Annotated in this window: 11 protein-coding genes; 8 read left to right on the top strand and 3 right to left on the bottom strand. The window is 39.7% G+C overall.

The window, feature by feature from the left end; genetic code table 11:
- From VB714_RS25450 to gcvP, 5 genes are all read left to right on the top strand, one after another.
- On the top strand, nucleotides 1-231 hold a 231-nt coding region (locus tag VB714_RS25450), incomplete at its 5' end, for a hypothetical protein (protein WP_323227909.1).
- Nucleotides 215-376: a hypothetical protein gene (locus VB714_RS25445; RefSeq protein WP_323227907.1), complete on the top strand. Its 162-nt coding sequence runs from the start codon at nucleotides 215-217 to the stop codon at nucleotides 374-376. The genes VB714_RS25450 and VB714_RS25445, both read left to right, overlap by 17 nt.
- 53 nt (nucleotides 377-429) lie before the next feature.
- Complete coding sequence (locus tag VB714_RS25440; RefSeq protein WP_323227905.1) at nucleotides 430-651, top strand: hypothetical protein; 222 nt, start codon at nucleotides 430-432, stop codon at nucleotides 649-651.
- A 44-nt stretch (nucleotides 652-695) separates the two neighbouring features.
- Nucleotides 696-890, top strand: coding sequence for a hypothetical protein (locus VB714_RS25435; protein ID WP_323227904.1), 195 nt, complete (start codon nucleotides 696-698; stop codon nucleotides 888-890).
- A gap of 103 nt (nucleotides 891-993) precedes the next feature.
- Complete coding sequence (gcvP, locus tag VB714_RS25430; protein ID WP_323227903.1) at nucleotides 994-3,927, top strand: aminomethyl-transferring glycine dehydrogenase; 2,934 nt, start codon at nucleotides 994-996, stop codon at nucleotides 3,925-3,927.
- A 286-nt stretch (nucleotides 3,928-4,213) separates the two neighbouring features.
- Here the strand turns inward: gcvP and VB714_RS25425 are convergent, their stop codons facing one another.
- Together VB714_RS25425 and cysS are read right to left on the bottom strand one after the other, a co-directional pair.
- Entirely contained in the window at nucleotides 4,214-4,966 is a 753-nt protein-coding gene (locus VB714_RS25425) for an ATP-grasp domain-containing protein (protein WP_323227902.1), read from the bottom strand.
- Entirely contained in the window at nucleotides 4,941-6,374 is a 1,434-nt protein-coding gene (cysS, locus tag VB714_RS25420) for a cysteine--tRNA ligase (RefSeq protein WP_323227901.1), read from the bottom strand. The genes VB714_RS25425 and cysS overlap by 26 nt, the downstream gene beginning before the upstream one ends.
- A gap of 142 nt (nucleotides 6,375-6,516) precedes the next feature.
- On the opposite strand from cysS, the gene VB714_RS25415 reads away from it, so the two are divergent.
- The 3 genes from VB714_RS25415 to VB714_RS25405 all read left to right on the top strand — a co-directional run bounded on the left by VB714_RS25415 (nucleotide 6,517) and on the right by VB714_RS25405 (nucleotide 10,208).
- Nucleotides 6,517-7,599, top strand: a complete 1,083-nt coding sequence (locus VB714_RS25415; protein ID WP_323227899.1) for a GTP-binding protein — start codon at nucleotides 6,517-6,519, stop codon at nucleotides 7,597-7,599.
- 103 nt (nucleotides 7,600-7,702) lie between these two features.
- Nucleotides 7,703-9,202 (top strand): AAA family ATPase, encoded by a 1,500-nt coding sequence (locus tag VB714_RS25410; RefSeq protein WP_323227897.1) that lies wholly within the window; start codon nucleotides 7,703-7,705, stop codon nucleotides 9,200-9,202.
- Nucleotides 9,192-10,208 (top strand): hypothetical protein, encoded by a 1,017-nt coding sequence (locus VB714_RS25405; protein WP_323227895.1) that lies wholly within the window; start codon nucleotides 9,192-9,194, stop codon nucleotides 10,206-10,208. Before VB714_RS25410 ends, VB714_RS25405 begins: the two co-directional genes overlap by 11 nt.
- A 54-nt stretch (nucleotides 10,209-10,262) precedes the next feature.
- On the opposite strand, the gene uvrB is transcribed toward VB714_RS25405, so the two are convergent.
- Nucleotides 10,263-12,090: excinuclease ABC subunit UvrB (gene uvrB, locus VB714_RS25400; protein WP_323227893.1), on the bottom strand; the 1,828-nt coding region annotated here is incomplete at its 5' end.

The following is a 12,090-nucleotide window of genomic DNA, read 5'->3' as shown; positions in this document are numbered from 1 at the left end:
CGCCATTGCTCAACCTCTTCAAATCTAATTACAGCAGTTTTTCCTCATCTTTCAGAATGCGATCGCATTTGCTTAGAAAATGCAGTTATAAATTTTCAGGAAGATACAGATTATCCTGAAGATATCGCTCTTGTTGAGCAATATCTAGTATATGAACGCAAATCTATATTACGCAGGGAGTGGGATTTATGGATTAACTCAAATAAATTTTTCAGTGAATCATATAATTGAATTAATCCAAGAACTTGATAATCGAGGTTTTGCATCAGATGATTTTCGCGATCGCGTTACATCAGGACTTAAAAAAATTGCAGAATCTAATGATGGTTTGCCTAGAAATATTTTAATTCTTTTCCAAAGCCCACAGAAATCTTAAAAGCATTAACTTATGGCTATCTTTATCAAAAACCTTCCGATGTTGAGGGTTGGATGAGAATTATTGAAACTCAATTAAATCGAGAAAAAAATCCCAGTGTTTGGGCAGCTATTTTTACAATCATGCCTATACTGCTTAATGGCGATCGCGAACAAGCAACACAAATATTTGATTTATTCATTCAAATTCTTGCTTCAAATTTATACGAAACTCGTTTAGCTCTAGAAACACTCGATCGCAAACCCACCTCAATCTCATATTTACCACCAAGATGACAACGTAGCCCAAAAAATTATCTATCTTCCAATCTGGTCATTAAGTGAGTTTCTTCGCCGAAACAGCGTCACAAGCAGAACTCGTGCATGGAGACAATTCAACCATTTCCGCGATCGCGATCGCCCAAGAATTTCAAAATATTCCGTTTTGGCGTTTTGCACTCACCCCAAGAATTTCAGTATTTTCTCGGAGGAGACTGGAAAAAACAGCCCGAAAAGTGCGATCGCACGATCCTTGACTTCCTTTTTGTTCATTTTTTGAGAGAATATTTGTTAAAACATAATAAGACATTGCCTAAACTGCAAACACTCGTCCCTTTGCCCTAACCCATTAAATCTAGAATGCAAAACACCGAAACTGCCTCCAAGACCACTTTACTCCTCGGGAGTCCCCAACAATTACCCTCAACGGCTCGAGAAGATGGAATCGATAATTTTGCTCAACGTCACATCGGGATCGATGAAAAAGATGTGGAGAAAATGTTACAAAGTCTTGGTTATGCCAGTTTAGATGAATTGATTTATAATACTATTCCGGTTAATATTCGCAGCAAAGAACCTCTTAATTTACCTGTAGCGAAAAGTGAATATACTGCTTTAGCTGAAATCAAAGCCATTGCCTCTAAAAATAAACTGAATCGTTCCTATATTGGCATGGGTTATTATGATTGTATTACCCCGCCTCCAATTCAACGCCACATTTTAGAAAATCCCGGTTGGTATACCGCTTACACGCCTTATCAAGCAGAAATCGCCCAAGGACGTTTGGAAGCCCTCTTAAACTTTCAAACGATGATTATTGAACTTACGGGGATGGAAATTGCCAATGCGTCTCTTTTAGATGAAAGTACCGCCGCCGCCGAAGCTATGACCATGAGTTATGGACTGTGCAAAAATAAAGTAAATACCTTTTTTGTTGCCGATACTTGTCATCCTCAAACCATCGAAGTGATTCTCACTCGCGCCCAACCTCTTGATATTGAAGTAATTGTTGGAAATCACGAACTTTTTGATTTTAAAACCCCTATTTTTGGCGCATTATTACAGTATCCAGCCACAAATGGGATGATTTTTGATTATCGTTCTTTCATTGCGAAAGTTCACGAAATGGGTGCTTTAGTAACCGTTGCCGCCGATCCTCTCAGTTTAACCCTCTTAACCCCTCCCGGTGAATTTGGCGCAGATATTGCCGTGGGAAGCACTCAGCGTTTTGGTGTCCCCTTGGGCTACGGAGGACCTCATGCTGCTTATTTTGCCACGAAGGAAGCGCATAAACGGCACATTCCAGGGCGACTGGTGGGGGTTTCTCAAGATAGTCATGGCAAACCCGCCTTGCGCTTGGCACTGCAAACCCGAGAGCAACATATTCGCCGAGACAAAGCGACCAGTAATATTTGTACGGCTCAAGTGCTACTGGCGGCGATCGCCTCAATGTATGCAGTTTATCACGGTCCCGACGGGTTAAAGGCGATCGCGCAACGCATTCATAAACTAACAGTTCTTCTCACAGCCGGACTCCAACGACTGAATTATAGCATCGATCGCGTCCCAGTTTTTGATACAGTTTGCGCGGGAGTCGGGAAAGAAGGCGCAAAAGCCCTCGTGAAGGTTGCCGAAGCACGAGGCACGAATTTACGCCTATTGGAACCAGGACAAGTGTGCATTTCCCTCGACGAAACCACGACCAAAGAAGATGTGATCGACCTTTGGAATACTTTCTGTAACCGCGATAAATTGCCCTTTACCGTGGAAGAAATAGAAAGGGAATTACATTTTGACTATCCCGAACCTTTTGCCCGAGAAAGCGAATATTTGCGCGATCGCGTCTTTACCCGTTATCGATCGGAAACGGAACTCCTGCGCTATCTACACCGTTTGGAAAGCAAGGATCTCTCCCTCACTACTTCGATGATCCCCCTTGGATCTTGTACCATGAAACTCAATGCCGCCGCCGAAATGTTCCCCGTAACCTGGCCCGAGTTTGGCAAGATTCACCCCTTTGCACCTTTATCCCAAACCCGAGGTTATCAGATTTTATTTGAGCAATTGGAGGCATGGTTAGCCGAAATTACCGGGTTTGCAGATGTATCCTTGCAACCCAACGCTGGCTCTCAAGGAGAATATGCGGGGTTGCAGGTCATTCGCAAGTATCATGAACATCGAGGAGAAGGACACCGCAAAATCTGTTTAATTCCCGAGTCCGCACATGGGACAAACCCCGCCAGTGCAGTCATGTGCGGCATGAAGGTGGTCGTGGTTAAATGCGACAAGCAGGGGGATATTAATATTGCCGATTTAAAAGCAAAAGTCGAGAAACACGCGACTAATCTTGCTGCTTTGATGATTACCTATCCCTCAACCCACGGCGTTTTTGAAGAAGGCGTTACAGAGATATGTGAAATGATTCATCAACACGGCGGTCAAGTTTATTTAGATGGCGCAAATATGAATGCTCAAGTGGGGTTGTGTCGTCCAGGGGACTATGGTGCCGATGTTTGTCACTTAAATCTACATAAAACCTTCTGCATTCCTCACGGTGGTGGCGGTCCTGGGGTTGGACCGATTGGGGTTGCATCTCATCTCGTGCCTTTCTTACCGGGTCATTCTGTGGTTGAGTTGGGGGGAGAAAATAGTATTGGGGCAATTTCTGCGGCACCTTGGGGCAGTGCGAGTATTTTGGTCATTTCCTGGATGTATATTGCCATGATGGGAGAGGAAGGTCTAACTCAAGCGAGTAAGGTGGCGATTCTTAGTGCGAACTATATCGCCAAGCGCCTAGAGGAGGCTTATCCTATTTTATACAAAGGCAAGTCTGGCTTAGTGGCTCACGAATGTATCATCGACCTGCGACCTTTAAAAAAACGAGGAGGAATTGAAGTGGATGATGTGGCTAAACGCTTGATGGATTATGGATTTCACGCCCCTACTATGTCCTGGCCGGTTATTGGAACAATGATGGTGGAACCAACGGAAAGCGAGTCTTTACAAGAGTTAGATCGCTTCTGTGAGGCAATGTTAGCTATTCGCGAGGAGGCTGCAGCCATTGAAGCGGGAAAGATGGATGCAACGAATAATCCTCTGAAAAATGCCCCTCATACGGCACAATCTTTATTATCCGACGATTGGGATCGCCCCTATTCTCGGGAAATAGCCGCTTATCCTGCACCTTGGACGAAAGAACATAAATACTGGATGCCCGTGGGACGCATCGATAATGCTTTTGGCGATCGCAATTTGGTCTGTTCTTGTGTAGGCATGGAAGCATACAATGAATAATTATCAATCTTGCGATCGCCTCATGCAAATTATAGCTGATTCTTAAGATTTAATCGCTTGTTGCGATCGCAAAAGGCTAAGATAGCGCGATCGCATCCAAATGTCAAAGAAGGACAAACCATCAGGGTAAACGCATCTAATTTAGTATAAATTGTAACAGCAAGCAAAAACATTTTATCTTTTTTTTACCTCTTTGACAAGACAATTTCTCCAACTCTATCCTTGCTTTTTTGTCTGTCTTCTTCGCTATAATTTTAGATGCGTTTACCCTGAGATAGCATTGAGATTAATTGGGTGTAAGAACTCGCAACACTTCTACAGGATCGCAGCCATAAATCCCCGATCCCCAAACTGCATTTTGTTCGACTATTGCCCAACCGCGATCGCGTATAATGCCCACATCTAAACAAGCAGCATCAGGCAAATTTACACGAGAATCTGAGAGAAATTTTGTTACAAATTGTCTCAATTCTATTTCCTCGCGATCGCTATGTTGAAATCCTGTTTCTCTTTGCAATTCTCCATCGCGAAGATAAATTGAAAACGTTCGTAATTCTCGATCTAAAATAAAGCAACGAAATTCTTTTTCCCAACGAACAATTTCCGCAATAAGAACAGGAGTTTCACTTGCAAACTCATCTGGTAAATCTGAACTAGAATAAACTCGAGCCGGAAAACTTTTATCATTGGGAGGTTTAACAAAAGCAGGTTTTTTCAGCATTTTAGCTTCTGCTAAAGTTGTTAAATAAACCCAACGTTGGCGATATTCTTCGGGAAGTTGAGGCAACCAATTAGCAGGAAGTTGGAGCAATTTTCTGCCAAATTGTTCGGCAATATTTTCTGCCATTAATGCTTCGAGATAGAAAACAGGTTCGGGAAGAGAAAGAAAGCGATCGCCAACTCGCCAACTGGTCAATCTTTCTACATCCCAACCCAATTGGATCGCAGTCCTCCAAAGTGTTTGCGAATCTTCTGTAAATCGTGGACTTAAAATTAAAGTGGGCATTGTTTGATTAACCGCGATGCCATGTTGTTTCACCTGCTTTATCGACCAAAATTATACCTTTTGCTTTCAATTCATCCCGAAGGCGATCGCCTTCTGCAAAGTTTTTTGCGTTCCTTGCTGCGGTGCGTTGTTCAATGAGTGCAGCAATTTCCGCTTCTCCAATTTCCTCTACAGTTGCTGCCTCGGGTTGTGCTTCAATACCCAAAACACTCGCTAATTCAACCAAAGTTTTCCACTGTATTTCTAGTGCTTCTGAAGCAATTTCTGTTTTACCTTCATGGGTAAGTAAATTACTTTCCTTGCGTAACTCCTTCGCCAATTCAAAAATAACCGCCAACCCTCCAGGAGTGTTAATATCATCGTCCATTGACTCTTGAAAGCGCTCTTTATAAGCATTCGAGTCTACACTCATTTCAGAGAGTTTCCAGCCTAATTTAGCCCCATAACGTTGCCCAAAATGCAATCCTTCTTGTAGAGTTTGCCAGCCATTTTCAGCCGAGGCGATCGCCTCTTCGGTAAAATCTAAAGGTTTGCGATAATGTGCCAAAAGAACAAACAAACGCAATACCATCGGATCGTAAGGATGCTCTAAAAAGTTGCGAATCGTAATAAAATTCGATAAGGATTTCGACATTTTATCGCCGCCAATTTTCACCATGCCATTATGCAGCCAATATTGTGCTAATGGCTTACCCGTCGCGGCTTCCGACTGGGCGATCTCATTTTCGTGATGAGGAAAAACTAAATCTCCACCCCCACTATGAATATCGATTGTATCTCCGAAAAGTGATCTGACCATCGCCGAACATTCAATATGCCAACCGGGACGACCTTGACCCCAAGGGGAATCCCAGGCAGGTTCTCCAGGTTTAGCCGCCTTCCAGAGGGCAAAATCAAAAGGATGTTTCTTTTTTGTTCCCCCCTCATTTACGCGACCACTTGCCCCAGCCTGCATATCTTCTAGCTTACGTCCGGAAAGTTTGCCGTAGTCGAGAAGTCGTTCCACCTGATAATAAACATCCCCTTCTGCGGGGTAAGCATAGCCTTTGTCGAGCAAATCTTGAATAATTTGCTGAATTTGGGGAATATGTTCCGTAACGCGGGGATATTCGTCCGCATCTAGCACATTTAGAGGGCGAATGTCAGCAAAATATTCTTGGATATAGCGATCGCTAACCTCCTGCATGGTCATTCCGCGTTCATTCGCACGTTTGAGAATTTTATCGTCAATATCGGTAAAATTCTGAACATAGCGCACCTCATAACCCAACCACAGCAAATAACGGCGCACCGTATCCCAAACAATATAAGACCGAGCGTGACCCAAATGACATAAATCGTACACCGTCACGCCACAGCAGTACATTGTCACCGCATTGGGGGTTAGAGGAACAAAGGCTTCCTTGCGGCGAGTTTGGGTGTTGTAGAGATTTAGAGTCATAATTTGATGGAGTAGTGCGATCGCGGAAGTCTTCCGAAAGAAACTTCCCACATTCTCAGTTTAAGCAATAATGGACAATAGAGCCATAAGCTGAATACTTTGACAAGGCTTTTGTAATTTTGACATTACGGACAGAAAAATTATGCAAACAGTCGATTCTCAACCGAGTGACGTGCTTGGAATGGAAGCCCCCAAACAGGGTTTACCCGTAACTATTATTACCGGCTTTCTCGGTAGCGGGAAAACAACCCTACTCAATCATATTTTAAGCAATCAAGAAGGACTTAAAACCGCCGTTCTCGTGAATGAGTTTGGAGAGATTGGTATTGATAACGAACTGATTATCACTACCGAAGATGATATGATCGAGTTAAATAATGGTTGTGTTTGCTGCACTATCAATGAAGATTTAGTAAATGCCGTTTATCGGATTCTGGAACGGGAAGATAAAATCGATTATTTAGTAGTCGAAACAACAGGTTTAGCCGATCCTCTTCCCGTTGCACTGACCTTTTTAGGAACAGAATTGCGAGATATGACTCGTCTCGATTCTATTGTCACAATGGTGGACTGTTCCAATTATAGTTTAGATTTGTTTAATAGCGAGGCAGCGTACAGTCAAATTGCTTACGGTGATGTTATTTTACTCAACAAAGTCGATCTAGTCGATGAGGCCGATGTCGATTTATTAGAAGTTAGAATTCGCGATATTAAACAAGATGCGCGGATTATTCACACGACTAAATCTCAAGTTCCTCTCCCTTTGGTTTTGAGTGTTGGTTTATTTGAGTCGGATAAGTATTTTGATCAAATAGATTCAGAAGATCATGAACACGAACATCACGAACACGAACATCACGAACACGAACATCACGATCATGAACATCACGAACACGAACATCACGATCATGCTCATCATGACCATTCTCATCACTTAGAAAATGATGGTTTTACCTCAGTTTCTTTCCAAAGTGACAAACCGATGTCAGTTCGCAAATTCCAGAAGTTCTTGGATTACCATTTAACGCCAAATATTTTTCGTGCAAAAGGAATTTTATGGTTTGAGGAAAGTGGCGATCGCCATATCTTTCATCTGAGTGGGAAGCGCTTCTCTATCGAGGATGACGAGTGGGGCGATCGCGAACAAAAAACGCAATTAGTCTTCATCGGTCAGGATTTAGAACATGAAAAAATCCTGCAACAATTAGGAGAGTGTATTGCTTAACAGTAAAGGTGGGCAATGCCCACCTAACTTTAGATAATGCCGATCTCGCTGATTCAAAAATGACTAAATGTTCTAAAAGTTTTACATTGCTTATTAACTTGTTATGCAAATTCTAAAAATTCACGTCCCCAATTTTAGAAATCTAAAAAATGTCACATTAACCTTTGAGCCAGAATTAACACCGCAGGTTTTTCCTATTAGTAGTGAAAATGGAGGAGGAAAAAGCACTCTTTTGCAACTAATTTTTGTTTTACTTTCTTGTTTCTGTGATGAAAAGAAGAGAACTTTTTTAGAAAATATTACGGAATATTTTGACTTTAGAAAAATATCAACTGAAGAAGAAATACATCCGGAAATTATTTTGTCTGTTGATATATTGTATAAACAACAAATTATTGACTTGCAATTTTTCTACATAATATCTGAATTTGAAGAATTTTCTAGGCATTCTTGGACTGCAAGTACAAGACCAAAAATGGAACAGAAAACTCTTCCTTTAATTATCAAAAGAGAAGATTCAATGAAAGAATTTTATCTGGGAATAGACGATATAAAATTAGATATAATTCCTAGTCTTTTTGCAATATATAAGATCGAAAAAGGAAGAGAGTTAGAACATCAAAATCGTATATCTAGGATAGAAGAACTCAAGACAAAGCTAGAAGATTTAATAACAAAATATCCAAATTCTTTTGAGGGAAGAGAGTTTGCAGAATCTCAACTAATAAAAGATGAGATATATTTACTGGAAAATTCTAGCCGATCTAATTTACTGGAAAATTCTAGCCCATCTAATGAGTTTTCTTTTTCAAAAATAGAATTCATGCAAATGCAAGGAGAAAAAAATACGATTTTATATCCTAAATTTTTCACTAAAAATAATGTAGATATTATGTTATTTTGTCAAACTACAGTTAATAAATATGACTTAGCTTTAGAAGTTTTAGAAAAATGCCGAGAAAAAGTTTTTTTAGCTGCCCCTCCAACACAATCTTTTATTTTTATCAATCGAGAAACCAAAAAAACACTATTTAGTATTTCCAAAAATTATGAGAAATCACTGCTCGATCTCGATCGATCTTTACCCAATTTTTATCTTTATAATAAATTGGCTTTAAAAGGAATTTTGAATGTCTTTAAAGAATCTAAGGAAAAAGACTGGAAAACCGCAATAAAAACCTTAAAATATTCAAATAGTTTTCAAGAAACAGTACAGGAATTTCATCATTTTCTAGGTGATAATAAATATATTTTCCCAAACAAAGTATTAGATTCTATTATTGTTCGTAGAATGAATTCAGAAAGAGATTATTTAGAACTTGAACCAGAAGAATTAAGTCATGGTGAACTCAAAAGACTTGGCTTATATGCGTGGATCAAGTATACTGTGGGAGATGATGCGATTGTCCTCATTGATGAAATTGAAAATGGACTGCATCCAGACTGGCAATATTCAATTGTCCAAGAATTAGCTTCATGGGGAAATAATCAATATCTCTTAGCAACCCATTCCTTTCATCTTTGCGAGGCACTTACTCCCCGTCATGTCAAAGAAATTGAACCTAAAATGGTGAATCCTGCTGATAAGAACAATGACAACTAATTCGACCTTCAAAGAAGAAGAGAAATTTTGCAGCAAGATACTCAAAACTCGAAGAATTAAAAATAAAATTGTTGTTCTCTGTGAAGGCGATCGCGCCTACCTTAATATTCGTACACCGCAACAAATTAGACAACTGGAAAACATTCCTGATGCTAATTTTTGGACAGCTTGTATCCCGCAATGGTGGAGAGAAAAAAGACCCGTTTTTTTACCTTGTGGGGGACGGAATGATGTCCTCCGAGTGAGAAAAACACTCTTAGAAATGCACGATCGCGATCCGGAAAACTCCTATTTATCTCCAGACAAACTCTTTGTACTCGTCGATCGCGATCTAGAGAATACTGATATTGAATTATCTTACAATAATATCGAAACTCTTTGTCAAGAAATGTATGCAAATATTGACACGATGTACAAAGCAATATCTGAAAGTAAAATTATAGTTACAGGATGGATGCACAAAGAAGCATATTTTCTCGAACCCGATCTTGCAGAACTTTTTGCAGCACATGAAAATAAACCCATGTATAACGGCGAAAAACTCTCTTTAGAAAAGATTTACCACGATATGAACCAAGATATTATCGATCCTCAAGATGATGATGAGAAAATTGCAGAAGAAAAAAGAAAAGAAATTGAAGAGATGCAGAACAATTTCACAACTATTTCAGAAAGAGTAAAAAGAACTTGTCAAAACTTAGATGGAACATTTGTAGACAAGAAAGAATTCTGCGATCGCTGGAAAATAGCATTTACTAATCCTCGTTGCAACCCAACTCAAAAACGAGAACTCATTGAAGTTATCTTAAAAATCAGAAAAGCAAAACTCTATTGGAAAAATAAAATTCATTTGAGTTCATCTTACTCGAATTTAACAGAAACAGAATTGAAAAATAACTTGAGTTTAGAAATTGCCAATTTTTATAGCGATCGCTGTCAAAAACTAGATCAATCTCATCCTTATCATATTCCCTATTGGATGCGTTGTCTTATTAGATTTTGTTGATTTATAAGGTAGGCTATGTCTAACAATTCTTTTTACATAAATTTCCTTCAAGTTCTAAGAATGACCCAAAAGGCGATCGCGGAGATTTTTAATGCGATCGCGATATTTAGCAGCTTCTTCAAATTCCAACTTTTTCGCAGCTTCTTTCATTTGTTCTTCTAATTGTTGAATAATATTAGGTATTTTTTCCAAAGGTAAATCGTCCTTATATTCGTAAACTTGTTCTAATTCTTGTGAATTTAAGCGACGAGAAATATCTAAAAAAGATAAAATCGCATTGCTAGATTGTTTAACAATTGATTTGGGTGTAATATTGTGCATTTTATTATAAGCCATTTGAATCCCTCGACGACGCTCAGTTTCTTCAATTGCTTTTTTCATGCTATCCGTGAGATTATCTGCATATAAAATCGCTTGTCCCCGCACGTTTCTCGCAGCACGTCCCATCGTTTGAATCAGAGATTTTTCTGTTCTTAAAAAGCCCTCTTTATCAGCATCCATAATAGCCACTAAAGAGACTTCCGGTAAGTCTAATCCTTCTCGCAATAAATTGACTCCAATTAATACATCAAAAACCCCTTTTCTTAAATCTTGTAAAATTTCAATACGTTGAATTGATTGAATTTCCGAATGTAAATAACGAACTTTAATCCCTCTCTCTGCAAAATATTCGGTTAAATCTTCTGCCATGCGCTTTGTTAAAGTTGTGATTAAAACCCGTTCTTGAAGTGCCGCACGATCTTTAATTTCTCCTAATAAATCATCAACTTGTCCCGTTGTTGGACGCACAAAAATTTCTGGATCGATGACTCCAGTAGGACGAATAATCTGTTCGATCACGCGATCGCCAGATAATTCAATTTCCCAATTACTGGGAGTTGCAGAAACAAAAATACATTGATTCACTTTCTCCCAAAATTCCTCCGCTTTTAAAGGGCGATTATCAGCAGCACTGGGAAGGCGAAACCCATGTTCAATTAATACCTGTTTGCGGGCGCGATCGCCATTGTACATGGCGCGAATTTGTGGTACTGTAGCATGAGATTCATCGACGACTAATAACCAATCTTTCGGGAAATAATCCACTAAACATTCTGGTGGTTCTCCTGCATTTCTGCGGGCTAAATGTCGGGAATAGTTTTCTACACCATTACAATATCCTACCTCTTGTAACATTTCTAAATCGTAACGAGTGCGCTGTTCAATGCGTTGAGATTCAAGGAGTTTCTCTCGCTTTCTTAAATCTTCTAATTGTGCTTCTAATTCATCTTTAATATCCTGGCAAGCGATCTCTAACTGTTCTTCGGGAGTGACAAAGTGACGCGCTGGATAAATATTCAATTGTGGTAAACTTTGTAATATCTCTCCCGTGACAGGATCGAGATAGCGAATAGCATCAATTTCATCGCCGAAAAATTCAACTCGAATCACCCGATCTTCATAAGCGGGAACAATTTCTAAAACATCTCCTTTGAGGCGAAAATTGCCCCGTTTGAGTTCTGTATCATTGCGCTTATATTGAACAGAAACTAAATCCCGCAATAGTTTGCGTTGATTGGTTTCTTCTCCCTTTGTTAAAGAAATGGCAGCTTTAAGATATTCTGAAGCAATTCCCAACCCGTAAATACAGCTAATAGAAGCCACAACAATCACATCTTTTCGTTCAAAAAGCGATCGCGTCGCTGAGTGACGCAACATATCAATTTCTTCATTAATCGAAGCCGTTTTTTCAATATAAGTATCGCTGACGGGAATATATGCCTCGGGTTGATAGTAATCGTAATAACTAATAAAATACTCTACCGCATTATCGGGAAAAAATTGCCGCAATTCGTTGCACAATTGGGCAGCCAATGTTTTATTATGTGCCAGGACGAGGGTA

The sequence above is a fragment of the Spirulina sp. 06S082 genome (genome assembly GCF_034932145.1).
GTDB lineage: Bacteria > Cyanobacteriota > Cyanobacteriia > Cyanobacteriales > Spirulinaceae > CCY15215.
This window is presented reverse-complemented; position numbering and strand designations above follow the sequence as displayed.

Excerpts from the sequence above, each read along its gene's own strand:
- VB714_RS25405 (WP_323227895.1), top strand. The coding sequence starts at position 9,192 with ATGACAACTAATTCGACCTTCAAAGAAGAAGAGAAATTTTGCAGCAAG.
- gcvP (WP_323227903.1), top strand. The coding sequence starts at position 994 with ATGCAAAACACCGAAACTGCCTCCAAGACCACTTTACTCCTCGGGAGT.
- VB714_RS25410 (WP_323227897.1), top strand. The coding sequence starts at position 7,703 with ATGCAAATTCTAAAAATTCACGTCCCCAATTTTAGAAATCTAAAAAAT.
- VB714_RS25440 (WP_323227905.1), top strand. The coding sequence starts at position 430 with ATGAGAATTATTGAAACTCAATTAAATCGAGAAAAAAATCCCAGTGTT.
- VB714_RS25415 (WP_323227899.1), top strand. The coding sequence starts at position 6,517 with ATGCAAACAGTCGATTCTCAACCGAGTGACGTGCTTGGAATGGAAGCC.
- cysS (WP_323227901.1), bottom strand. The coding sequence starts at position 6,374 with ATGACTCTAAATCTCTACAACACCCAAACTCGCCGCAAGGAAGCCTTT.